This window comes from Pseudoalteromonas sp. BSi20495 (assembly GCF_000241185.1).
GTDB lineage: Bacteria > Pseudomonadota > Gammaproteobacteria > Enterobacterales > Alteromonadaceae > Pseudoalteromonas > Pseudoalteromonas fuliginea.
Map to the genome: position 1 here is coordinate 1 of NZ_BADY01000023.1, position 25,676 is coordinate 25,676.

The following is a 25,676-nucleotide window of genomic DNA, read 5'->3' on the forward strand; positions in this document are numbered from 1 at the left end:
GTGTCTGTAATTTACGCTTTTAACTTTGCACCAATTGTACTGAATTGATGCTCTATTATAGCGATAGGAAAATAACTCTATAGCAAGGCAAAAATAACGAAATATAGTTGTTCTTATATGAGTTATTTTTAACGCAGCTAGTGAACCATTTCTCCTATACAAAGCGCAGGTAAACGGTTTAATAACAAGGCAATAATTTAGATGTGTAGTGTTCTTACATAAAAAATTATTAACGCTGTTAGTGAACCGTTTAACCAGCTTTTAATTTAGAATGAGTATGTGTAGCCCATCTGTACAGTACGCGGCTTACCTGGTTGAATGCCACCGTTTGAACGGTTAGCAACGTATGTTTTATCAAACAAGTTATCAACGCTTAGGTATACTTTTTGATTTTCATCGATTAAGTATTTAGCGGCTAAATCCCATACTACGCGGCTATCAATTGCGTTTAAGCCCGACTCAGTTAAGTTAGCATGCGCATCAGATACGTAACGTATTTGGCTGTTAACTACAAACGCAGAAAACTCTGCACCTAACGATAACGCTACTTGGTTTTCTGGTACGTAAGGCATTGCATCGCCTTTTTCTACCGCGCCCCAAATTTCTGAATCAAAATCGTTTTTAAACTCAGAGTCTGTGTAGGTGTATGTTAATTTAACTGGGAACATAGCTGTATCAGTTGCAAACGTACGTGCTGCACTAAATTCAAAGCCTGCTACTTCTACTTCACCGTAGTTGTATTGGTCGCCAATGTTGTCGTCGCTACAACCAACCGCTGCAGTACAGTTACCGTGCATGTTGTCGTAGTCAGAATAAAAGGCAATTATTTCACCACTAAAGCTATCCATGTTGAAGCGAGAGCCAAACTCAATGTTTACGCTTTCTTCTTCTTCTTGGTCTGCATTACCAGGTGCTGCTGGCGCATAACCTTTTTGAATGCCCGCAAGTAACGTTACGTTTTCGTTAAGCGTGTAAGTAGCACCTAACGACGGAACTAAAATTTCGGTATCGTTCGACACATCTTTAGTTAAACCGTTGCTGCGCGTTGGATCTGATTTAGACCACTCTTCACGCGTAATAGTAATGTCTTCATATCGAAGACCAGCACTTACTACTAATGCATCAATTGTCCACTCGTCTTGAATAAACAAGGTGCTTGCTTCGGCACTATCTACGCGGTTGCTATCAGAGCCCGGAACGCCTTGCTCTGTAAGCGTTAAGCTTAGGTCTTGATTAAGTGTGTATTTGTCTTCCCACTGAAAACGATCCATCTCGTCTTCGTGGTAACGCACACCAACAGTGATGTAATGATCGCCTGCCGGAATATGTAATTCAGACTGAATACCCTTAGCTTGGTAATCGCGATTATTAGCTTTAACACCAATACCTTCAATGCCTTCGCTTGTCGGGTTTGCTTCAAATTCGCTGTATTGCTCAAGGTAGCTTTCGCTTACTTTGCTGGCTTTGTACCAGTTGCGATGAAAATCGTTTAAGTAAGCGGTTGCTAAAAACTCATAGCCATCACCAAAACGGTACGCGTAGTTAAGTTGATATGCGTTGTGGCGCGTATTCATTTCATCGTTTTGCGATGCAGCATAACGACGGTAAGGACTCTGTTTATAATCTTCGTCAGTTAAGCCCATGTATGTTTCGTCTGATGTTTCGTCAGAGTACTTAATTTTTAGCTCAAGATTATGCGCATCGTTTTGACCAAACGTGTGGCCAAACTTTAATAGTAAATCTGTTTTTTCAAAACCGGTGTTGTCATTGCCTACTGGCAGCTCTTTAAAGCCATCTGCGCCGTAAGTAAATACTTCAATTAAACCCGCTGTGTTATTTTTTTCTTTACCAAAGTAAGCGTGGCCTTTGTAGTAACCGTCGCTACCAAGGGCTGCATCTACCATACCTTTTGAGCTATTTGGCTCAGTTGGTAAGCTGCGCGAAAGTAAGTTTAAAACACCACCTGTAGTACGAGGGCCGTACTTAACTGAGGCTGCGCCTTTTAATACTTCAATAGACTCCATACGACCCATAGTAGGGAAGTAGTAAGCAGAAGGTGCCGAATATGGCGCTGGTGCAACTAACACACCGTCTTCCATTACTGATATTTTATCGTTACGGCCAGTACCTGTACCGCGCATACCAATATTAGGACGAAGGCCGTAGCCATCTTCTTCTTGCACGTAAACGCCCGGAACAGACGCTAAAACGCGAGAAATATCGGTAAACTGGAATTTTTGAAGCTCTTCTTCAGAAATAAACGTAGCCGAACCAGGAATATCGTTTATTGCTTGTTGTGAACCAATAACGGTAATTTGTTCAAAGCGTTGTTCTTTATTGCTGGTGTCTTTTGCTATTGCAGTAGCACTAAAAGACAAAGCAACCGCAGTTGCTAGGGTAGATACTAAAAATTTAGGGTTCATTGTGTTCCTAATTATGTCAATTATCCAAATTGGCGTAATTGGAACACGTTAACGAATACGAATCAATGTTATTAACTATTTAATGATTCAGTTTTTTAGAACTAAAAACACCTACTTATGCAACTTAGTTAACTAAATTATTTCTTTTGTAGCAGTTTGTAATTACTTAACTAGTTATAAAGTTTGAACTAGGTATATTTACTTTTAAGCGCTTTATATTAACTGGTTTAGATGTGATTACTGTTAATTTGTTTTGTTTTTCAATTTGTTACGTTTATTGGTGTTAGCCTAAACGCAGTGCGATAAACTCAGCAAGTTTATCTACTGCATTTTCCGACTCGCCCGAACTTTTAACCAAACTAATACCAATATTACCAAGAGCAGGTAAATGCTTGGTTTGAACTTGATAGTTAAGCTCACTCGGTACTGTGCTTTTAGCAAGTACCGTAATACCTAAGCCTTCTTTTAACGCGGCAATAAGACCGGTTAAATCGGCGTTGCTATAGACAATTCGGTATTTTATACCTGCACTTTTTAATGCATCAGTAGCACGGCGACGATAAATACACCCCTCTGGTGCGGTAACTAGCGTAACCACGTCGTTTTGTGCAAGTGATAAATCGCCTACCCATACGAGTTTGTCTTGCATAAAAATAGGGAATTTTTCAGAGCAGAGACGCTCATTTAGCGCCAGCACTAAATCAAACTGATCTTGCCTTGAGGCCGAAAGCAAATGTTTACTTAAACGCGATTTAACTTCTAACGATACCTCTGGGTAGAGTGCCACAAAGTCGCCAATAATTGAGGGTAAAATACGCGCTGCAAATTCGCTCGGAATACCTAAGCGCACTTTACCTGCAATGTTTTCTGAGGTGAACTGCTGCAAAATAGCATCGTTGTGCTGCATCATCTGCTTTGCCATAGGCAGTAATAGCTCGCCGTACTGGTTTAATACTTGGCGCTGTCCTTGTTTTTTAAATAGTTTATAGCCAAGCACATCTTCTAAACGTTTTATTTGTAGGCTTACCGCAGGTTGCGATAGGCCAAGTAAGTCGCCTGCTTTAGCAAAACCACTCACTTCAACTACCATTACAAAGGTGCGTAAACTGTCGGTTGATATGTTTTTCATATTTATAATTACAATTTATATGGCTATATATATAAGTATTATTTATCAATTGATAAATAATTACAATTTGTTGTTACACACCTCGCGCAATATACTTTTAGCATTGAAAATACACAGGTGTTTGTTATGACTTTTAACCCAATAATGTTTGCCCGCCACAGCAACGCAAGTAGTGCGGTTACTAACGCTTTGCAAGCAAACAGCAGCAATGTTGTAATGGATTTTAGTGGCACCGAAACCAGTGTATTTTTAAGTTCTATTTTAGGCCTTGATTTAACTAAGCTTACCGCCAGCGGTTTAGGCTTAAAAGGCACGCTTGATGGCGACTATAATTCTGACTACAGCTTTGCTGTTTATTACTTTAGCGAAACTGCGTTTAGATTCGTTCTGCCACACAGCGCAAGCCTTCAATTACAAGCGCTTATAAATGAGCAACAACTTCGTTTTGATATCGATTATGTAATGCGAACCGACCTAGCTACTTTTACTCTAAGCGGTAGCAATGCATTTGACACCCTAGTAAATGCTTTTAAATTAACACCAGGTTTGCGCCTTTCTGACGCGCAACTTTGTTACGGTGCACAAAGCGGTGATGTATTTATTACCGCCATTGATAATAACGACGAACAACACTTTGTATTAGTCGCTAAACAACAAAAATTACAAAAATGGCAAAGCTACATGCAAGCGCAAGGTTTTGCACTTATGCATAGTGAAGCCGCATAACGAATACAAACAACAGGTAAGCATAACAATGCTTGCCTGTTTTTATATCTATTTAAGCCACGCCCTAAACAGGGTTAATTTAAACGTGAAGGAATGTTATGACTTCTAAAACTGTACTACATGCTAAGCACCTAGAAGCGGGCGCAAAAATGGTTGATTTTCATGGCTGGGAAATGCCAATCAACTACGGCTCACAAATAGAAGAACACAATAGCGTACGTACCGATGCTGGTATGTTTGACGTATCACACATGACTATTGTTGATATTGAAGGGCCTCAAGCAAAAGCATTTTTACGTAAGCTAGTAGCTAACGACGTTGCAAAATTAACCGTACCAGGCAAAGCGCTTTACACCGGCATGCTTAACGAGCAAGGCGGTGTAATAGACGACTTAATTATTTATTTCTTTAGTGAAACGTTTTACCGCCTAGTTGTTAACTCAGCAACGCGCGAAAAAGACCTAGCGCATTTAGCTAACGTATCGAGCGACTTTGACGTAACTGTTACAGAGCGCCCAGAGTTTGCAATGATTGCAGTACAAGGCCCTAACGCTAAAGCAAAAACAGCCACTCTTTTAAATGCTGAGCAACAAGCCGCTGTTGAAGGTATGAAGCCATTTTTTGGTGTTCAAGTAGGTGATTTATTTATTGCCACAACGGGTTATACTGGCGAAGACGGTTACGAAATAGTAGTACCGAACGACCAAGCAGCCGATTTATGGCAACAACTGCTAGACGCAGGTGTTAAGCCTGCTGGTTTAGGTGCACGCGACACGCTACGTTTAGAAGCAGGTATGAACCTTTACGGCCTAGATATGGACGAAAGCGTATCACCACTTGCAGCTAACATGGCATGGACCATTGCATGGGAACCAGAAGATCGCGACTTTATTGGTCGTGACGTGCTTGTTAAGCAACGCGCAGAAAAAAGCACTGACAAACTAGTTGGCTTAGTGTTTGAAGAAAAAGGCGTTTTGCGTAGCGGTTCTAAAGTAATTGTTGACGGTGGGGTAGGTATTATTACATCAGGTACTTTCTCACCAACACTTGGTTTTAGTGTAGCCCTTGCACGTGTACCACGTTCAACAGGCGATACAGCTCAAGTAGAAATGCGTAAAAAATTAGTAAACGTTAAAGTAGTAAAGCCTAGCTTTGTACGTAACGGTAAATCAATAATTTAAATAATTTGGTTATATCAATCAGTGTAATTACAGTGATTGATATCCTCCCAATATAAACCAAAGGACAAATAAAATGAGCAACATTCCTAGCGAGTTAAAATACGCACCTTCACACGAGTGGGTTCGTAACGAAGGCGACGGTACATTTACTGTTGGTATTTCTGAGCATGCACAAGAACTTCTTGGCGACATGGTATTTGTTGAATTACCAGAAGTTGGCGACGAAGTAGACGCTGGCGAAGACTGTGCAGTAGCAGAGTCAGTTAAAGCAGCATCAGACATTTACGCACCTATCAGTGGCGAAATTGTTGCTATTAACGAAGAACTTGAAGACTCACCAGAAACGGTAAACAACGACGCTTACGGCGACGGTTGGTTATTCCGTATTAAAGCATCTGACGAGTCTGAGCTAGACAACTTATTAGACGCTGAAGGTTACTCGCACACTATCGACGAAGAATAATTATTCTTTGTAGATAACTAAAAGCCCCGCGTGTTTTATTTAGATATCGGGGCTTTTATGATTTTACAGTTAACTTTTCCATACAAAGTGGGCTGTTAAATCATAAGAATTTTAAGTTATTGCTGTTTACCCATCAGCAGTAGCCACATTTTTTGGATCATAGGAATCTGGACACATGTCAAACGCCAAATCTCTTGAAGAACTAGAGCAAAAGCAAGATTTTATTCGCCGCCATATTGGGCCAAGCCCAGCACAAGTAAGCGATATGCTAAGTGCTTTAGAAGTATCGAGTGTGCAAGAGCTCATTGACCAAACTGTACCGGCTAGCATTCGTCTAGAGCAACCGTTAACAGTTGGACAAAGCCGTACTGAAGTTGAAACACTAAGCTACTTAAAATCAGTAGCAAGCAAAAATAAAGTTTTCAAATCGTACATTGGCCAAGGCTACCACCCAACTAACGTACCGCACGTAATTTTACGTAACGTACTAGAAAATCCAGGTTGGTATACAGCGTACACACCGTATCAGCCAGAGATTGCACAAGGGCGTTTAGAATCACTATTAAACTTCCAGACTATGACCCTAGATTTAACTGGTCTTGATTTAGCAAGTGCATCACTACTTGACGAATCAACAGCCGCTGCAGAGGCTATGGGCCTTGCAAAACGCGTATCAAAAGCTAAAAAAGCAAATGCCTTTTTTATTGCCGACGACGTACACACACAAACAATCGACGTAGTAACAACGCGTGCCGAGCAGTTTGGTTTTGAAATAATTGTAGGTAAAGCAGAAGATGCCGTAAACCACGACATTTTTGGCGCATTGTTCCAATACCCAACTACATCAGGCGAAGTGGTAGACATAACTGACCTAATTGCTGGCGTACAAAGCAAAAAGGCGATTGCCTGTGTTGCTGCCGACATAATGAGTTTATTACTGTTAAAAGCACCGGGTAAACTAGGCGCAGACGTAGTACTTGGTTCGGCTCAACGTTTTGGCGTACCTATGGGTTACGGCGGTCCACACGCTGCATTTTTTGCAACACGTGACGCATACAAACGTTCATTACCAGGTCGTATTATTGGTGTATCTAAAGACCGTTTAGGTAACGACGCACTACGTATGGCAATGCAAACGCGCGAACAACACATTCGTCGTGACAAAGCTAATTCAAACATTTGTACAGCGCAAGTATTACTTGCCAACATGGCAGCGTTTTACGCGGTGTACCACGGTCCACAAGGCTTAAAAACTATCGCGCAGCGTATACATCGCTTTGCTGATATTTTAGCAAGTGGTCTTAAAGCTAAAGGCATTGCACTTAAGCACAGCACTTGGTTTGATACGCTAACAGTAGTAAGCGATAGCAAAGACGACGTAATAGCACGTGCAATTGCAAAAGGCGTAAACTTTGCAACAAACCACGAAGGCGAGTACTCAATCTCGGTATCAGAGACAACAACACGTGCCGATATTACTGAGTTATTTGATATTATTTTAGGCGAAGGCCATGGCCTAAGTGTTGACGCTATTGCAGCAGACGTTGAAGCAGACGTTGAAGCAAACGGCAGCGAGTCAATTCCTGCAAGTTTAGTACGTGACGACGAAGTACTAACGCATCCAAACTTTAACAGCTACCACAGCGAAACAGACATGCTTCGCTATATTAAGCGACTAGAAAGCAAAGACTTATCGCTTAATCACTCAATGATCTCGTTAGGCTCATGTACCATGAAACTAAACGCGACTGCTGAGATGATCCCAATTACGTGGCCTGAGTTTGCAAACCTTCACCCATTCTGCCCGCTAGATCAAGCAGAGGGTTACCAAATAATGATTGGCGAGCTACACGACTGGTTAGTAAACATTACCGGTTACGATGCAGTATCACTACAGCCAAACTCTGGCGCGCAAGGTGAATACGCAGGCTTAATCGCGATTCGTAAATACCACGAGTCACGCGGCGATGCACACCGTAATGTATGTTTAATTCCAAGCTCTGCGCACGGTACTAACCCTGCATCAGCGCAAATGGCAAGCATGAAAATTGTAGTAGTTAACTGCGACAAAAACGGTAACGTAGACATGGCAGACCTTAAAGCGAAAGCTGAGGAAGTGTCTGAAAACTTATCGTGCATCATGATCACATACCCGTCTACGCATGGCGTATACGAAGAAACAATTCGCGAAATTTGTGACATTATTCATGAGCACGGCGGCCAAGTTTACATGGACGGCGCAAACATGAACGCGCAAGTTGGCGTAACAAGCCCAGGCTTTATTGGCTCAGACGTATCGCACTTAAACTTGCATAAAACGTTTTGTATTCCACACGGTGGCGGTGGTCCAGGTGTTGGCCCAATTGGTGTTAAATCGCACCTTGCGCCGTTTATGCCGAACCACAGCGTAATTAACGTACCAGGTACTAACATTGGTAACGGTGCGGTATCGGCAGCGCCTTACGGCTCAGCCGCTATTTTACCTATTTCATGGGCTTACATTACCATGATGGGGAGCGAGGGCTTAAAACAAGCCACTGAAATGGCTATCGTTAATGCTAACTACTTAACGCATGAGCTAAGTAAGCACTTCCCAATTTTATACCGTGGCCGTAACAACCGTGTTGCTCACGAATGTATTGTTGACTTACGCCCGCTTAAAGAGCTATCAGGCATTACTGAAATGGACGTCGCTAAGCGCTTGCAAGACTACGGCTTCCATTCACCAACTATGTCGTTCCCAGTAGCTGGCACATTAATGATTGAGCCAACAGAGTCTGAATCAAAAGGTGAGATTGACCGCTTTATCGAAGCAATGGTGTCAATTAAAGGCGAAATTGAAAAAGTAATTTCTGGCGAATGGTCAATCGAAAACAACCCGCTAGTGTTTGCACCGCATACACAAGGCGACGTGTTAGGTAACGAATGGGACCGCGCGTACGACCGCTTTTACGCTGCATTCCCAGTGCCTGCAGTAGCTAAAAACAAGTTCTGGCCAACCGTTACACGTATTGATGACGTATACGGCGACCGTAACTTAGTGTGTTCATGCCCTGCGGTTGAGACATATAGAGATTGATAATTTTTAAAATTTCCAATTAAAGATTGGGAATTTATAAAATTGAAAAAGCCGTTGCAGCAATGTAGCGGCTTTTTTGTGTGTGTTTAAACATTGTAGACGCACAGCTTGCTGGCGTGTTGGGCCCAGCCCAAAAGGTGTTTAATTATTGAAGGCGCATACTTTGTTTCCTTTTGGCTCATTGAGGGATTAGAAACCTTATTCAAGGTTTTGTCGCGCTGGCGACAGCAGCCAAAGAGGGGCTGCCGCTGGTCCCTCTCTGGACACTCTCAGCGCACCCGAGCATCACGCTTAATCCTTCAAACCACAATTGATGTGAACGTAAACGGCGAAGATAGGCCATCCATGGCCTAGTTTCGCCTTATCGCGCATCCATGCGCGACATTACTCATCAATTGCTTATTTTCAGGGCGTGATGACGGGGAAGGGTGCTAAACGTGAGATTGGTGCTTGGCCTTGGCAAGAAGCAAGACCTGACCCTCTGTATTTCCTCAACACAAATTGCATAGGCTGGGTAGAGTGAAACGAAACCCAACGAGGTTGATTTAAATTGTAGGTCGTCCTTTAGGGCGAAACAGTGAATTTAACTTGCAGAGCTTATTTGAAATTCTGTGTTATTGCGTGTAAATATGTTGTTTTCAAACTTGCTAACTTACATATATTGTCGGGATAAATCCGCGACCTACATTAAAAAACCTTATTCAAGGTTTTGTCGCGCTGGCGACGGCAGCCAAAGAGGGGCTGCCGCTGGTCCCTCTCTGGACACTCTCAGCGCACCCGAGCATCACGCTATTCCCTTCAAAACACAATTGATGTGAACGTAAACGCCATGAAAGCACATCCATGTGCAAGCATGGCTTTCATTTCATCCATGAAATGCATTACTCATCAATTACTTATTTTCAGGGCGTGATGACGGGGAAGGGTGTTAGACGTGAGATTGGAGCTTGGTCTTGGCAAGATACAAGACCTGACCCTCTGTATTCATGTGATTAATTTAATTCGATGATGGTACGCCTAATGGCACCGGTTTTTCTCTTCGCTTTTTTAGGTCATTGAAGTAACTTTCTAAGCCTGTAAGGTCACTTTCAAGTTCTTCAAAATCCGGGAAACTAACTCCAAACGCACTAGCAGTGTCATGAACATGCTTGCAGCATTTTGCATAAGCATCGCTAATGATTTTGTTGTCATTAGCATCAATGGTATCAATATATTTTAAATTCTGAGTTTTTACCCCATAACTAAAACGCTCAACGACACCTTTTAATAACCATTCTTCAACTAACCTTTCCCACGTTTTACGTATTTGATCATAAAAAGATTTGGCAGATAAAATATATTGCTGTTGATCTGGGTTATTAAATTGATTTTTAAGTTCAGGTAATTGGGTCTTCAGCTTTTTAATCCTCTTATTAGTATTAAATGCTTCCCAAGGTGGTTCAACCATAGGGTATCCAGCTAACTTTCCATGCCTTCGAATTGCACTAATACTAATAGGAAACTGATGTTGATTTGCCACATCTTCAAGCATTTTTAAGAATGGTAAATCGTGGGTTAATACAACTACTTGTCTATTCTTGCTCTCTTCAACAATACGATTTGCAAATTTTTCACGCCATAGATGATCAAGCGAATTTACGGGATCATCAAACACGATCGCAGACTTACGGTTATCTACTATTAGCTCAGCCATAAAGCCAGCTAGTGCAATACACTTTTGCTCGCCTTCACTGGCAATTTCAGGGATTTTTGCTTCGCTATTGGCTAATTTAATCTCTAGCATAGATTGACCAGCTTTACCGCTAGTTGCAGTTTGGACTTCAAGGTGTTTGAAATTGAGTTTTTTGAGTTCCTGAACAAAGGTTTCTTGTAGTTTGCCAACACTACCTTGTTTTGCTATCTCGTTTACCTTTCTTGTAATAGAAGAAATTTTGGCACTTAGGCCTAAATTTTCTAACAAGTGCAATTGCTTTAAACGTTTAATTTCGTTTTGTATTAAAGCTTTATTTGTCGTTATTTGGCTGCGATTTTCTATATCAGATATTTTATTTATCAGTAAAGTTATTGTGGTTTGTTTAGCTGCGTCATCTTTTACTTCTTGTTCTTTTTTCTTAAAGTTTTCACTTTGTAGTTTCAACCAAGTTAAGCCATTAAGCACTAACTCTTTAAACTGGAAAATAGCAGGTTTACCAATTATACCATTGACCCTTTTTTGAATATCAGCATTAAGGTTTCTTAAGCTATCCGCAACTTCTTTTTTGGAGCCTTCAATCCAACTTAAAACTCCTTCATGCGCTGTTAAGTCAAAGTTTAACCTCCCTAAGCAGTTAACTGCTTGATCGAAATTTTTCTTAGCTGCATCTGCTTCACTTTGTGTTTTGTCTTTTAAGTAATCATTAAACTTCTGTAATTGTTTGGCGATTGTCTCTGTTATCGGCTGTAAACAAGTAGGGCAACTTTCTCCAGCCACAGGTGGAAATGATTGACCTTGCCCGTTATGCTTAATAAACTCTTCAACATGTTGCCACATTGATTTCCATACTTGCGAACCAATACCTTCAACTGGCAATCCACCTAAAGCTTGATGTCTAGCGACATCTGCCGCTGTTTCGGTTGTCTTATAAGTATCAAATAGCTTAGAAATAGTTAAAACAGCTTCATTACTTGTGGACTTTAATAGCCTATCAAAGTGATTTATTAGAGGATCAAGTCGCTGATATTGCTCTTTAAATTTTTTACGCAGGTCTTCAGGCGAACTCCCCTGCAATTCAGCCAACTCTTTTCTCAATTGGGTTAGGCTATCTACTTCAACTTGTGATGCACAATTTTGCTCTAACTCTTCAGCAGTAGTGTCTTTATTGATTTTTTGAAGAAATATTGCACTTCGAGAACCTGTCGGAAGTTGAGGGAAAGAAGTCTGTTCTCCTAGTGCTCGAACGCTAGTAATACTAGCCTTAGCTACGTGATTACAGACTAGAATTAGCTCGTCCAACACTTTTAGAGCCGCAGGCTTATATTCAACATTACCTTTTTTAGCTAGATAATGATTAGCCGATTTACTATCAAAAACTCGAATTGATTTCAGCTCAGGTGATGATGCCTGATTTTTAACCCAAACATCTACTTTGGGCTGTTTATCGCTTATCTGAATGTTAATTTCTGAGCTTGGTATTCCTTTCGTATTTTCATAAACATTAGAAATTACTTCAGGAGCATCACCTCTAGTTAAACATGCATTTTTTAACACTTTGGCATAACTGGATTTGCCTGAGCCATTATTGCCATAAACAACAATCAAATTAGTTTGTGCGTCAAATGCTAAATTTTGGTTTTGCACCAGTGATGCAACATTAGAAGTGTTGGAGATACCTAGCAAACGTACAGGCTCGCTTTCAACGTTATATCCAACATCTGATACAAGAGCTGTTTTAGTTGCAAAGAGAGCGTCTGGAGAGTTAATTAAATGCTCTGTTTTAGCTAACTCTAATAACACATTTCTGTGCTGTCCAGTCAAAGTTCCATTGTCTAAAATATCTTTAACTGCTGCTCGCCACCACAAAGGTTTACCTTTAGCGTTAACCCACTCAATTACATTTTTTATCGACATTCCTTATCCTTTATAAAATCAATAATCCTTAAAAAAGAATATCAATAAATACTGAAGACTAATAGTAATATAATTTTCAAAAGCAGGAGATTAAAGTAGTCACCCATTAGAAACTCTGGTCAAGGAGCTAGCTGTGTTTTCTTGAACTTTTTATTCAAAACCAAGCGTTCTTATTATTTAAACTCAATTTAAATATGACTACGCACTGTACCCTATACAACTATTAATGACGTCGATTGGTGTGAATATTCACTGTGGGCTGGGTAATAACGCCGTGAAAACATATCCATGCTTGCCTATTTTTAGGGCATGGTGACGTGGGAAGGTGTTAAACGTGATACTTGTTTTGGTCTTGGCAAGAAACAAGACCTGACACTTAGCATTCTTCTGTATTCTAGGTTTTAGCGAGTAACTTTAGCTTTAATAAATGTTTAACTTTGCAGGGATGACTATTTGTTGGCTTTGTTTGTGAGGTGTATGTTTTATTTTTGTTTACAAATCATTTCAATTTAGTTACTTACTAACCTGTTTTTGACCTAATTAAATTGAGATAATGAAATGGAATAAACATAATGGACTAATAAAAATGAATAAATTTATACTTACCCCACTCGCTATTGCACTTTCTTTAACGCTCAGCGCATGTGGCGGCTCTTCATCAGAAGGGAACTCTGTAAGCTCATCAAATGGCGGCAGTACTGCTCAGCTTCAAACCATTTCATTACAAACATTAACTCGCCAGTGTGGAACCGATTCTGCGTATCAAACTGATGTGGTATTTCACAATGATGATGGTGATGCTATCGGCTCTGTTAAAACCGACGCCCAAGGTAGTTTTTCAGGTGAACTACCTTCTGGTACAAAACATGTATCAGTACTGGGTGATGTTGTTGATGAAGCCGATGGTGCTTATAGGCACATATTTACAGAGCTTGATATTGAAAATAGAACTAATTTAGGTAAATACCATTTTAATAAGTTTAGCGAAAGCTGTGGTTGTCGCGCAGTGAGCATAGATACATCTGAACTAAATACAATACCTAATGATTACAGGGTGTATCAATACGAAGGCTCAGAAATTTCAGATTCTGTTTTTATTTGCCCAACTACAGAAAACCTTTACCTTACCGCAAAATCTTACTTTTCAAATGACGCTAAAGTGGCTGTTATTGAAGTTCCGCAAAATGCGTCTGTGATAAAAATAACGGATACAGATTTTAGCCATGATGGTGTGGAGGTGGCTAATCAAGGCAGTTTTAATGCAACTTCTGTTAGTACTCGAGGGTATATAGAAGATATAAATTCCTATGAGTTTGTACAGTTTACATACATTAACTCCCCTGAACCGCTATTTGTTTTCCCAACGGTGACTGAGCATAACTTTTATGTACAAACAGATTCATCGGTTGAGCCAACAACAGTTGATGGTGCCCGAATCGACATGCATAGTTATGCTCGAAGTAGTGTAGATTCAGATGGTAGTTATGAGTTGACAGAGCTACCTACTATAACCGAAGACTTAGGATTCAGTTTACTTCAATTTACTGAAAGCAATGATTCAAGCTTTGATTTTAGTAATGTTGATAGCCGATTTGCAAGAGCAGTATGGGATTACAGCTTTTTGGTTGATGATGAAGCAGAAAGCCGATTTGATTGGACAATAAGAGGTGGCATAAGCGGTCAAATTCCAGATTTATCTTTTGGTACTGTGTTTCCTGAACCTACTGATGAAGTTATATTAGAAGAACTCACATTATTTCTGTTTGGTTACGCAGGTAATGCAACTGATGCAAACAGTTATGCAAAGCTTTTAGATACGATTACTGAAGGCGGGCATTTAACTAAGCCTGAATTTAGTAATTACGTATATGTATTTTTAAATGCTGAATTAGATTAATAATTACGTTTAATTTTGTATTATAAGGCCACATTTGTGGCCTTATAAATTATGATATTTTTGCTTTTAATAGTTATGAAGGTTTATTGGATAACACCATGCTCTCAATTAATGACACCGTAACATAAGCACTCCACTTTACTGTTAAGTTACTTTTTTAGTAGGCGGTGTTTGGCATGACAAATTTTTTACTTGAAATCCAAAAGGACCAAACCTTGAGGAACCCCACATTTTTATCCGAACGACAAGTACTCACCACAACCCTTATTTAATTGTACCAATACGTTAGGTGCCGATTAGCTTTCGTGAGTGTCGCCCTATTGGTTTCTTTATTAGCCATGCGAAGGCCATCGTTGCACCGACACCAACAATCATATTTGCAATACCTAATAAGCCGATAATGAAAGCATCTCGATGACTTTGAATATAGTCTTGCAGGCCCATAATTAGAAAACCAACGAAGAAAACATGGTAAAAATAAATAGAAAACGAATATTCACCAATGTTGCATATGGTTTTTGGTAGACGTGTTTCAATATTTTGAAGCCACTTTAAGAGTAGTAAACAAGCTAATATTTTTTGAATGTAGAAAAGAGTTTGTCGAGATGAATACCACCCATCTACTTTATATTCATTAATATATTGGGTAAGGATGGCTGCGCTGATCAAGGCAATAAAAGCGATTAACCACGTTTTATATTGATTGACCTTAGCCATTGTCTTTTCGTAATGACTCCCTATTATCATTCCGAAACAATATGCACCACAAAAATACACCAAACTCTGCATGCTTAGAAAATCAGGAAAGGCGCTGCGGGATATAACCAAGGGCACGCATGCAAGAAAAAACATCAGCTTTGGTGTGCGTTTATTCACAAAATCTAGCAATGGTGTCAATATGAAAAGTACTAATAAAATCGGGATGTACCAAAATTGAATAGCTGCGGTTCCGGATACTAGGTTTGTGGCGACTGTGATAATAAACGATATATCGGTTGCTGCACCATCAGCAAGATAATATTGCCAGTACACAGCTGTCGCTATTGTGCTTGCGGCAACATAGGGTAAAACAACATTTAGTATTTTACTCTTATAAAATGAAATCCACCCTTTATTCTGTAAAATTTTGCTGAAAAGTAATCCCGAGATAATGGCGAAGTATAGTGTGCTGCCGTGAAACAATAGTTCAGTTGAGTAAAAAAGCGTTTTTAAACCGAGGGAATCTAAATCGCCAGTCCAAAAAATAGCAAATGACCACGCATGTGCTGCGACAATACTTAAAATCGCAATGCCTCTAAAGGCTTGTAAATGAGAAATATATGAAGACATAGACAAAAATCATCGTTCGTTAAATATACGTTATAATTATGTTACTGTTCAGGTGGTGCGATAGATACCCATTACATACGTATTCAGGGCTTACAAATTTAAACGAGGTAAATCTTACTACTCCAAATTTATCGCCAAAATGCCACCTTGAGCTTTTTGTATCTTGCCTTTTTCATTTTATAACGCAGTGATTTAGTGTTTTTTAATTACTAATCCAAACACGATGCAATAGATAATGAGTCGCTTGAGGGGTCTCACTTTGCGTCTTTCTCGCTAATGTATATTTTACCAAACCCAACAAGTGTCTATTTTTTAAGATCGACAGAGCCTGCGAAGCAGTACATTATAATGCGTGCTTTAATTGATTTGAAAAAAGGGGATTTAATTGGATTCACTCACACAAGTGGTGCTTGGCAGTGCAGTTGCTTATGCAACATTGGGCAGTAAATTAGGTCGCAAATCTTTATTAATTGGGGCGGCGTTTGGCACTTTACCAGATTTAGATGTGCTAATTAATTTTGGTGGCGATGTTGAAAATTTTGTTTATCATCGTAGCTTTAGTCATTCTTTGTTTATACAGCTGTTATTGAGCCCCTTATTTGCGTGGCTTTTACTCAAAATGAATTGGGCTAAATGTATAACGATGACGCGTTGGTCGGCTGGCATTTTTTTAATTTTAAGTACGCATTCATTACTCGATAATTTTACCGTTTACGGTACGCAGTTGTTATGGCCGTTGTCGACATATCCTTTTAGTATTTCGAGTATATTTATTATTGACCCTGCGTATACTTTGCCTCTTGTGTTGTCTTGTATAGCGCTGTGTTTTGCACGTATGCGACCGCATGCACAACTTATAAACACGAGCGCGTTAGTCATTAGTTCGTTGTATTTAATTTGGGGCTTTGCGGCTAAATACCACATTAATAGTAAAATTTATCAGGCGCTGAATCAAAAAAATATCACATTCTCACATTTTGAAAGCACGCCGACTCCGCTTAATACTTTGCTGTGGCGCGCTGTGGCTATTACTAAGCAAGGTCATTATGAGATTTATGTATCTGTGTTTGATGAAGTTAAAAACGTTGATATTCAATTTTACCCTACAGAAAACGCGTTGTTAACTAAGCTCAATGATGCAAAGCAGATCGTGTTATTAAAACGATTTACCAAAGGGCTTTACGGTGTTTATCAGCAAAATGAACAGGTTGTTATTAGTGATTTAAGAATGGGGGTAGAGGGCAACTATGTATTTTCATTTGTGGTTGCTGAACAAAAAGATCAGCAGTTGATCCCAGGGCAATATCAGAAGCTCAGTAATCGATTGCCGCTAGATAAGCTTAAGCTGGTTTTTGCTCGTATTACAGATCCAAATATCGATTTATAAACGAGCGTGGCAGTATCCACTTTTTTAATCATGGGTTTTAGTTGGGATTGCTCACTATTACCTAAGCCTAATTTAGTCATCAGGCCCTTTGAGCGTAAATATTAAATGCTTGCGCATATCTTTTAAAATAACGCCTTTTTTAAGCATTTCGCCACTTAAGCGTTTTTGCCATTTTAATAAGTTTGGCTCTGCGGCCGCTAAAGCTTGCTCGTTTTCAAACTGAAAACACAAAAGTAGTGAACTTGGAAATAAGTGATATTGAACATCAAACCAGCATTGCAGCATGCTTGGGAGCTCAGCGCGGCCTAGTTCTTCTAATTTTTCAGCTGTATTAAGTACAAGTGCTTGCTGTTTTATTTGCACCGCAGAGAGTTTTTTCATTATTAAAATCCAAGTTAGCGGCTAAAAAGTGCAGCCGGAATGGGGGCATTATACGCAAGCTTGTAGGCAAGCAACAACCGTAGGTTGATTTGAGTTAAACGAAACCCAACGCATAGCTAATGTAACAAACAGAGCTATAGATAAATGTGAATGTTATTCGTTGTTGGCGCATAGTTTGCCGATGCGTTGGGTGATAGCTCAATAAGCGGATTCTACCGCCAGTGCTTAAGTGTTTCGCTCAAGGTATAAAATTTTATTCAAAGTTTACTGCGTTTACAAAAGCTCTCCAAATACGCCTCTGTAATTTATGAAGCCTAAGGCTACTTTACTAACTAAGTAGCTGTTTAATAATATCCAATTTAGGATTAGTATTAGAAACTACTTAAATAATAATAAAAGTAAGAAGCAATGCGCCCTTACTAAAGAGGTATACATGGAAGATGCATTCATAGCCGTATTTGCAAATGTCGGTGTTATCTTAATTTTAGCTTTAACATTAAAAGCATTTAATAAAGTCGATATAAATATAACGTGGTCTTTAATCTCATTAGGCATTTTTACGTGTTACGTTTTTGCTCTATTTAGAGGCGCCGAGGTAATTCCTTTGGATATATTTTTTACTGATATGTCTTGGAATTGGTCAGGAAAAATAGCTGTAATTATCCTGTGGGGGAGTGCAATCCTAGCCTTAGCGAAATATAAACATGGCTTTCGTATTGCTGATGCTGGTTTTACTTTCAAACAAAGTGAAGGTTCTTTAAAACCTGCTTTTATTGTTTTGTGCTTGTTTGTAGTTCTCCAAGTCATTGTTTCATGGTTCTGGAGTGGCGAGCCTCGCTATGATTTAGAAACATTACTTTATCAAGCAACCATGCCAGGGTTTGACGAAGAACCGATGTTTAGAGGGGTCTTACTATTTTGTATTTCCTTGGCAATAGTATCTAAGCGATACAGTTTGGCGAGCGCGCCGATAAATATAGGTGGATTACTTTTAGTTTTGTTATTCGGCTTGGTGCACGGCGTTATGTTTAGCGCTGGTGAGTGGTACTTTTCGTTTACCTCTATTTTATTAACCGGAGGTTATGGTTTTATTTTACTGTGGCTAAGAGAGCGAACGGGGAGCTTGGTATTTCCAATTCTAGCCCATAATAGTGTTAACTTTGTTGGGCAATTAATTTAGGCAATGACTAAAACCTTGCTTAAGGTTTTTTCGCTCTAGGATTGCAGTGAAAAGGAAGGAGTCTTCGCTTTCTCTGGCCCCGATCATTACGTTTGATTCCGGAGGCAATTAATTGATTTGAACGTAAACGTCATGAAATAAATTATTCATCAGTTGCTTATGTCCAGGGCATGGTGACTTGGAAGCTCGTTTTTATTTATGGTTACGCTATTCATGCTTGCCACAGGGCATCAATACCTTTATGTGCTGTAAGTGAACTCCGGGATCTACTTAACTAGAGTTCATGTTATTTATATAAAAACGCGCACTACTTGTTGATGAGTGTAATTATATGGGTAGGAGTTTTTTACAAAATTTAGTAATTTTTACTTTAATAATAAGAATGTTAGAACTGGATTTTAATTTATCTCATTGATTTAAAATAATAATTTATTTGGTTCGAGTTTTGCTCAGTAGTAAGTGTATTTTCTTAAATAAATAAAGGAGTTATTATGAGTACCGTTATTACTGGGTTATTCGAAAGTGCATCACAAGCAACACTCGCAATTTACAGATTAGAAGCTTTAGGTATCAACGAAGCTGATATTAGTATTGTAGCCAACGACTCATACGCAAAGGAAGATTTTGCTGTAGACGAAGGTACTAAAGCTGCCGAGGGCGGCATTATAGGCGCAGCTTCAGGTGGTATTCTTGCTGCAATTATTGGTGGATTTACTGCCGTAGGGACTGTAGCAACAGGTGGTACAGGCTTATTAGTTGCCGGTCCATTAGTCGCTGCATTTGCCGCTGGTGGCGCAGGCGCTGCAGTAGGTGGTACTTTAGGGGCCGCAGTTGGTGCGTTTATCCCTGAGCATGAAATTAAGTATTACGAAGATGCCATTGAAAAAGGCTCTATATTAATTGGTATTAAGTACGATAGTGACAACAAAAACGCTATTGAAGAAATACTTAATAATGCAGGCGCAAGTAATGTTTCTACAGCGTAATGCTAATTAATTAGTTTCAAAATTAATAAAAAAGGTAGAACTTAGTTTCACCTTTTTTATGCTATTTTGCTCTTGATTAGGCATAAATCTCACTTTAAGTAGCGCTTACAATTAAGTTATTATTTTAACTGTATTAATACCAAGCCCGAGAACACTTTGAATTATTTAGCTCACCTTTATTTAGCACAGCCTACAGCCGATTCTCACTTTGGGAACTTATTGGGCGACTTTGGTGGTAAAAGGCATGTAGAGCACTTACCAAACACGGTTAAAAATGGGCTCGATAACCACTATTTAGTCGATAAATTTACCGACTCCCATCCTTTAGTTAAACACGCCAAGCAGTACTTTTCACCCGAGCGTAAGCGATTTGCTGGTGTGGCTATTGATGTGGTGTTTGATCACTTTTTAATTGTGCATTGGCAACACTTTAGCAAGCAATCTTTAAGTGAGTTTAAGTACACCAGCTACCAGCTTTTAAATCAGCGCATACCTATTATGCCAACGCGTATGCAGCATGTTGTAACAAGTATGACTAAAAACGATTGGTTTAAAGAATACGAAACCATTGATGGAATAGGGCTAGCACTTGATAATATTGCCAAGCGTATTCGTTTTACTAACACTTTTTCGGGTGCGGCTGATGATATAGCGCGTAACTACGATGAATTAGAAGCCGTGTTTCTAGCGTTTTTTCCGGAGCTAATTAAGCATGTAAGTAAGTCTGGTTTTGAAAGCACTTAAAAAAGTTAGATAAAGAGCTTTATTTAAAGTCAGTACGCATAACTATACGATGATTTGGCTGGGCGTTTTTTTGCTATTAACGACATTGAAATTGGTTATTCAGCCGATATTTTTGAAGATGATGTTGAAACAAAAACACAAGATATACTGCTTTCTTATAGAAAATTTAAAAATTCTAACATCACTTTTAACTATCAAACGCTTGAAGGGCTGCAAGGCACGGCTAGCAATTTAGGCGGCAATTAGTTAGGACAATTTTCTCGAAAAATACACGTTCAACTAAGTTTGAGCTATCTGGCCAACACAACTCTTATACCTTCAATAATACAAATCCAGATCTAGGTTTAAAAGATCTAGGTAGCGACATACAGCGGTGAAATTTCTTGGACTTCCGACAATAAAAAACTTATGGTCGTACTACGCGCTTGAGAACAAACAGGCCGACATATAGATACTTTTTTTGGTGACTTGTCAGTAATTAAGTTTTTTAGTATTGAGCACCGTAATAGTGAATTTAGCAGGAATATTATGAGTAAGGATAACGATGTACCTCAGGCTTATGTGAAGCAAGAGGAAGGCTATCGAATAAAGGCCTTAAGATTGTACCCTTGGGTATGCGGGCGTTGTGCTCGTGAGTTTGAGTACTCTAATTTACGTGAGTTAACGGTGCATCATGTTGATCACAACCACAGTAATAATCCTGAGGATGGCAGTAATTGGGAGTTATTGTGTATTTATTGCCACGATAATGAGCACAATAAATACCACGAACACATTATGTATGGCGGGTCGACTACAGAGCGAAAAGTAGAGGCTGCAACGCATTCTCCGTTTGCTGATTTAAAATCGCTGTTAAATAAATCAAAGTAATATTTGAACCAAGTTAATGATTAAATAAATAGGCTAAAATTTATAACAGCGATTACTGGCTTAACAGTTATTGCAAAATGTAAGCTTTAGCGATTATTTTCCATTCATTATCTAATTTAGATAATGTTAGTGCATCATAAAAACGGTTAGTAGAACGAAATAAAACAACAGCTAAACGATCGTCAACTATGTTCATACTAATAATTTCACCATCGAGGTTTCCACCCGCTGGATTTTTGTTTGATGCCCATTGGTTAAGTACACTGGTCATATCTTTATACGACTTAATAACTTCTTTACCGTCGTCGTTTTTTACTACACCAACCATTGTTGCGTGCTCTGCTGCAAATGCGCGAAATAAACGCTCTTTACTCGCCTCACCTTGACCCTGAAAGTAGTCGTTTACTGCAGCTTTTATCGCGACTTTATCAGAGGCTTTATCTGCGTGTGCACTGAACGATAAAAAGGTAACACTTATAATAACTAACAACGATTTCAACATAAAACTCTCTTTTACTAATTCTAAAACGCACTAAACTTAAGGTTGCTGGCGTAAGCTAAAGCAACCTCATAATATTATATTTAAGTTAAATTTTACTAATTAAAGCTCTTTGGCTGTTTTGTCTTTTATGTCAAACCAGTTTGAATCGGCTGAATTAATAAAGCCTGGTACGTCTTTTAGCCATTGTTTTTGAACCGATTTATCAAGATTTAAATAAAGTTTGTTTTCAACAATTTTGAAAGCCTCTGGATCTACGTCAAACTTTTTCTCCATTGATACACCAAATGCACAAAAGCCACCAAATTGTGGGGCGTATTTTTCTGGGTTAGCTCTAAATAAGTCGCGGTGCTTAGCTGAGCTGAACTTATAAATGGCATTTTTATGCGTTGCAGTATATTCAGAACTGCCTGTTATCGCTTTGTTTTGGGTAAAGTAAGCAACGGTATCGTAACCACTAATTGCAATGTCGTTAACGTCGGCATTTGCGTCTATGTCTGCTGCAAAGCTTAGTGAACTTGCAAGTACCGATGCTGCAAAAAAAGCTGATTTAGTGAGTGTCGAAAATTTCATGTGTATCTCCAAAGGGGAATTTAATTAGTGTGTTTGTTTAAAACTCAACTGTACTTTATCGTTATTGCTTGGTTAATATGCGTCTATTAGTCTGTATTTTCATACCAATAATCCAAAGAGGCGTTTATGGACGTACTTTCGAGTGTGCTGAGGCATTTTTCACTTAATGCCAATGTGTTTTTTAGTGGGAACATGTGTGGTACTAGCGACTTTAGTGACGATAAAGGTGTTGGGCATTTACATTTATTGCGCTCAGGTACGTTAAAAGTGCGCAGTAATAATGGCTTCGAAGTCGTTTTGTCTAAGCCTTCGGTTATATTTTTTCCTCACTCTACAGGGCACTGTTTATTTTCGGATAAGGGGGAGGGGGCTGATTTAGTGTGTGCACAAATTAGCTATCAAAGCGGTGGGCATAGCCCTTTATTGCAGGCGCTGCCTTATTGCTTAAATTACGAATTAACGGGTGATGGATTATTAGCGCAAAGTGCTTTTTGGATTTTTGATGAGGCATTTAAAGACGCCAGCGGTAAGCATTTAATTATAGATCGCTTATGCGATGTATTTTTAATTAGTGTGCTGCGAAAAGTACTAGAAGAAGGCACAATTAAAAGCGGAATGATGGCAGGGTTTGCCCATCCTCAGTTGGCTAAGGTATTAATTAAAATACATCAAACCCCAGAGCAAAGCTGGTCGCTTAGCGCTATGGCTGAGGAGTGTGGTATGTCGCGTTCTAAATTTGCCGATACCTTTAAGCGAGTAATTGAGCAAACACCGGCTGACTATTTGGCTGATTGGCGTTTATCGGTTGCTAAAAAGCTTATTTTAAAAAATCAAAATATGGATTTAGTGGCTAATCAGATTGGGTACGAAAATGGCTCTGCACTTGCCCGTGTATTTAGAAAAAAAACAGGGCAAGCGCCAAAAGAGTGGTTATTGAGTCAGCAGTAAATTTTTTAGTAAGTTACTTTTTTAATCGGGTAAAACTTTTTAAACTCTGGGAGTGCAGTATTTAGAGCTCTGGATGTCAGTTTTACGTTGATAAAAATAGTGTTTATGTGATTTGAATTAGCCAGTACTGCAACATACAGCTGTTATTCTATTATATGACCTAACTTTCGCCATATTCCTATTCGCTTTATTACGAAAAGTTAAAGAACCAATAGCATTCTTTGGCACTAACTTAACCGCGCTCTCCTTATCTGTTTTACCACATTTTTGCGGCTCATTTATTTATGGAGTTATGCTGAGTGTGGTTATTATCGCGACCCTATTTTTAGTCTCTTTTGTTTTAAAAAGAGATACCTAGCAACGCTTTATATTTACGTATATGACCATGAGTGGATTACTAACAAGTTGTATAGTTAAAGGCATTATGGTGGCCTACTTTTAGACTTTTTTGAGATAGATTTTAAACAGCTGATACTTTTTAAACTTTAGCTTTTTATTTTATCCATATTAAAACCAATCTGCTGCAACTTGTAGTGGAGTAGGGTCGCCTTTTTTAGATACCCAAAACACTAAGGCTTGCTTTGTTGGCGATATTTTTTTAGCGCGAGGCAGGGTTAAGTCAGTTAATGATAATTGCCGCTTAGTTTGCATGTTACTTTGCTCGTAACCAATAACGACAAAGTCGTGTTTTAACTTATGGCCTGCGTTTTCGCCGCTGTGTATTTGTGTTTCTATACCAAAGCCTAACAGAGCTACATGAGCTATTAAGTTTTGGTTAGTATCATCTTTGGTATTAACGGTATCGTATTCGAGGTTAATTTTACTGTTGTTTATAGTCGCTTTTAAATTACCTAAATAAGGGGTTTTAGTTATAGGTATGGTTTGTTTATAAAACCAACCTTGCCATCCGCTGCCGTTAACCATAAACCCGGGTGTTGCTACAATACGGCTTTTACCTAAGGCTTTATAGGTGCGTTGTCTTTTACTAAAAACAGCAGAGGCAAAGGGGTCTTTCCATCCTAAATAATCCCAATAAGTAACATGAAAATTAATAGGGATTAAATCAGTCCATAGCTTTTCATCATCTGTAAACGTTGAAATCCAGCGCTCTGCTGGTGGACAACTACTGCAACCTTGCGATGTGTAAAGCTCTAAAAAGGTAGTTGGATTAGCTGTGCTTGCAATGGTTACTTGCTCAGCAGCTTGGCTTTGAGAGCAAAATATTATTAACCCAGCCAATGCTGGAAAAAGCGATTGAGACAGTGTTTTAAAAGGCATGTTACTTCTCGAAAAGATTTATACTGTTTGTAGCATAAGTGATATTTGTAGATGAAGTATCACGAAATACTCACAATTAAATCACGTTTTAACCGTATATTTATCTATTAAAAACTTAATTTGAACACCCGCTCAAGCTGTGCTTTAATCATTGTTCAATTATTGAGGGACTTTACATGATTAAATTTTATTTTCACCATACGCCTAACCCAATGAAGGTGGCACTCTTTTTAGAAGAAGCAGGCTTGCCGTTTGAGCTTGTTCCTCTTGATACTTTGAAAGGTGAGCAACATACACCTGAATTTAAAGCAATTAATCCAAACGCTAAAGCACCTGCCATTGTCGATGGTGAAACGCGTGTGTTCGATTCGAATGCTATTTTAATGTACCTTTCTGAAAAATATGCAAAGCTAGAGGGTAAGGCCGATGACCGCGCTGAAATGCTGTCGTGGTTAATGTTTATCGCATCGGGTTTAGGTCCGTATTCAGGGCAAAGTGTTCACTTTAGACACATGGCGCCAGAAGGGCTTGATTACGCGGTTAATCGATATTTGCGTGAAGCGCAGCGCCATTACGAAGTGCTTGATACGCACCTTGAAGATCGTGACTTTATTGTGGGTGATACATATACCATTGCTGATGTATCTGCATGGGGTTGGATTGATAAAGCACCGGTTGTATTAGGTGAAGAGGGCTTAGCGCCTTATCCTAATCTTAAACGTTGGTTTGAAAGCATTGATAGCCGCCCAGCGGTTGCACGTGCACGCGTAATTGGTACTGATATAGCCTTTAAAAAAGAGTTTGATGAAGATGCTAAAAAAGCATTTTTCCCTTCCAATTACCCTAAGCAATAACTTATAGCAAGCGAGCTTATTATGGGTTGCTAGTTAACCTGAACTCTGGATAATAAATCTACCTCAAGCAACTATTTTCAGCGCTCACTGCGTTGAATTTACTTGCAATAGGCCAGCTATTGACGCGTAAATTCGCCTTGTT

Annotated in this window: 21 protein-coding genes; 13 read left to right on the forward strand and 8 right to left on the reverse strand. The window is 39.2% G+C overall.

What is annotated here, in order from left to right:
* Positions 1-266: 266 nt before the first annotated feature.
* Both P20495_RS16760 and P20495_RS16755 read right to left on the reverse strand, forming a co-directional pair.
* Positions 267-2,423, reverse strand: coding sequence for a TonB-dependent receptor domain-containing protein (locus P20495_RS16760; protein WP_008134251.1), 2,157 nt, complete (start codon positions 2,421-2,423; stop codon positions 267-269).
* Between the two features lie 283 nt (positions 2,424-2,706).
* A complete protein-coding gene (locus P20495_RS16755; RefSeq protein ID WP_008134253.1) occupies positions 2,707-3,552 on the reverse strand; it encodes a LysR family transcriptional regulator in 846 nt (281 codons plus the stop codon).
* A 126-nt stretch (positions 3,553-3,678) separates the two neighbouring features.
* Between P20495_RS16755 and P20495_RS16750 the strand changes: the two genes are divergently transcribed.
* From P20495_RS16750 to gcvP, 4 genes are all read left to right on the forward strand, one after another.
* Positions 3,679-4,278, forward strand: coding sequence for a hypothetical protein (locus P20495_RS16750; protein ID WP_008134254.1), 600 nt, complete (start codon positions 3,679-3,681; stop codon positions 4,276-4,278).
* A 98-nt stretch (positions 4,279-4,376) separates the two neighbouring features.
* Positions 4,377-5,459, forward strand: a complete 1,083-nt coding sequence (gcvT, locus tag P20495_RS16745) for a glycine cleavage system aminomethyltransferase GcvT (protein WP_008134257.1) — start codon at positions 4,377-4,379, stop codon at positions 5,457-5,459.
* 73 nt (positions 5,460-5,532) lie between these two features.
* The gene (gene gcvH / locus P20495_RS16740; RefSeq protein ID WP_002958029.1) at positions 5,533-5,922 is read left to right on the forward strand and encodes a glycine cleavage system protein GcvH; all 390 of its coding nucleotides are present in this window, start codon (positions 5,533-5,535) and stop codon (positions 5,920-5,922) included.
* Positions 5,923-6,097: 175 nt separating this feature from the next.
* Entirely contained in the window at positions 6,098-9,001 is a 2,904-nt protein-coding gene (gene gcvP / locus P20495_RS16735; protein ID WP_008134258.1) for an aminomethyl-transferring glycine dehydrogenase, read from the forward strand.
* Between the two features lie 997 nt (positions 9,002-9,998).
* Here gcvP and P20495_RS16730 read toward each other — a convergent pair.
* A complete protein-coding gene (locus P20495_RS16730) occupies positions 9,999-12,608 on the reverse strand; it encodes an AAA family ATPase (RefSeq protein ID WP_008134259.1) in 2,610 nt (869 codons plus the stop codon).
* A 586-nt stretch (positions 12,609-13,194) separates the two neighbouring features.
* On the opposite strand from P20495_RS16730, the gene P20495_RS16725 reads away from it, so the two are divergent.
* Positions 13,195-14,505 (forward strand): hypothetical protein, encoded by a 1,311-nt coding sequence (locus P20495_RS16725; protein WP_008134260.1) that lies wholly within the window; start codon positions 13,195-13,197, stop codon positions 14,503-14,505.
* A 285-nt stretch (positions 14,506-14,790) separates the two neighbouring features.
* Here the strand turns inward: P20495_RS16725 and P20495_RS16720 are convergent, their stop codons facing one another.
* On the reverse strand, positions 14,791-15,834 hold the full coding sequence (locus P20495_RS16720; RefSeq protein ID WP_008134261.1) for an acyltransferase: 1,044 nt from the start codon (positions 15,832-15,834) through the stop codon (positions 14,791-14,793).
* A gap of 385 nt (positions 15,835-16,219) precedes the next feature.
* Between P20495_RS16720 and P20495_RS16715 the strand changes: the two genes are divergently transcribed.
* Positions 16,220-17,221 carry a metal-dependent hydrolase gene (locus P20495_RS16715; RefSeq protein WP_008134262.1) on the forward strand — a complete coding sequence of 334 codons (1,002 nt, stop codon included), beginning with the start codon at positions 16,220-16,222 and terminating at the stop codon, positions 17,219-17,221.
* A gap of 72 nt (positions 17,222-17,293) precedes the next feature.
* Here P20495_RS16715 and P20495_RS16710 read toward each other — a convergent pair whose 3' ends face one another.
* A complete protein-coding gene (locus P20495_RS16710; protein ID WP_008134263.1) occupies positions 17,294-17,602 on the reverse strand; it encodes a hypothetical protein in 309 nt (102 codons plus the stop codon).
* Positions 17,603-18,035: 433 nt separating this feature from the next.
* On the opposite strand from P20495_RS16710, the gene P20495_RS16705 reads away from it, so the two are divergent.
* From P20495_RS16705 to P20495_RS16685, 5 genes are all read left to right on the forward strand, one after another.
* The gene (locus P20495_RS16705; protein ID WP_008134264.1) at positions 18,036-18,782 is read left to right on the forward strand and encodes a type II CAAX prenyl endopeptidase Rce1 family protein; all 747 of its coding nucleotides are present in this window, start codon (positions 18,036-18,038) and stop codon (positions 18,780-18,782) included.
* A gap of 491 nt (positions 18,783-19,273) precedes the next feature.
* A complete protein-coding gene (locus tag P20495_RS16700; protein WP_007378461.1) occupies positions 19,274-19,768 on the forward strand; it encodes a hypothetical protein in 495 nt (164 codons plus the stop codon).
* Between the two features lie 156 nt (positions 19,769-19,924).
* A complete protein-coding gene (locus tag P20495_RS16695) occupies positions 19,925-20,512 on the forward strand; it encodes an ACP phosphodiesterase (protein ID WP_008134267.1) in 588 nt (195 codons plus the stop codon).
* Positions 20,513-20,566: 54 nt separating this feature from the next.
* On the forward strand, positions 20,567-20,758 hold the full coding sequence (locus tag P20495_RS16690; protein WP_008134268.1) for a hypothetical protein: 192 nt from the start codon (positions 20,567-20,569) through the stop codon (positions 20,756-20,758).
* 282 nt (positions 20,759-21,040) lie between these two features.
* The gene (locus tag P20495_RS16685; protein ID WP_008134270.1) at positions 21,041-21,382 is read left to right on the forward strand and encodes a YajD family HNH nuclease; all 342 of its coding nucleotides are present in this window, start codon (positions 21,041-21,043) and stop codon (positions 21,380-21,382) included.
* A gap of 67 nt (positions 21,383-21,449) precedes the next feature.
* On the opposite strand, the gene P20495_RS16680 is transcribed toward P20495_RS16685, so the two are convergent.
* A complete protein-coding gene (locus P20495_RS16680; protein WP_008134272.1) occupies positions 21,450-21,884 on the reverse strand; it encodes a nuclear transport factor 2 family protein in 435 nt (144 codons plus the stop codon).
* Positions 21,885-21,983: 99 nt separating this feature from the next.
* Positions 21,984-22,454 (reverse strand): YHS domain-containing (seleno)protein, encoded by a 471-nt coding sequence (locus P20495_RS16675; RefSeq protein ID WP_008134274.1) that lies wholly within the window; start codon positions 22,452-22,454, stop codon positions 21,984-21,986.
* Between the two features lie 126 nt (positions 22,455-22,580).
* On the opposite strand from P20495_RS16675, the gene P20495_RS16670 reads away from it, so the two are divergent.
* A complete protein-coding gene (locus P20495_RS16670) occupies positions 22,581-23,402 on the forward strand; it encodes an AraC family transcriptional regulator (RefSeq protein ID WP_008134276.1) in 822 nt (273 codons plus the stop codon).
* A gap of 507 nt (positions 23,403-23,909) precedes the next feature.
* On the opposite strand, the gene P20495_RS16665 is transcribed toward P20495_RS16670, so the two are convergent.
* Positions 23,910-24,680, reverse strand: a complete 771-nt coding sequence (locus tag P20495_RS16665; RefSeq protein WP_008134278.1) for a DUF1223 domain-containing protein — start codon at positions 24,678-24,680, stop codon at positions 23,910-23,912.
* A 176-nt stretch (positions 24,681-24,856) separates the two neighbouring features.
* Between P20495_RS16665 and P20495_RS16660 the strand changes: the two genes are divergently transcribed.
* Positions 24,857-25,534, forward strand: coding sequence for a glutathione S-transferase family protein (locus P20495_RS16660; protein ID WP_008134280.1), 678 nt, complete (start codon positions 24,857-24,859; stop codon positions 25,532-25,534).
* Positions 25,535-25,676: the final 142 nt, after the last annotated feature.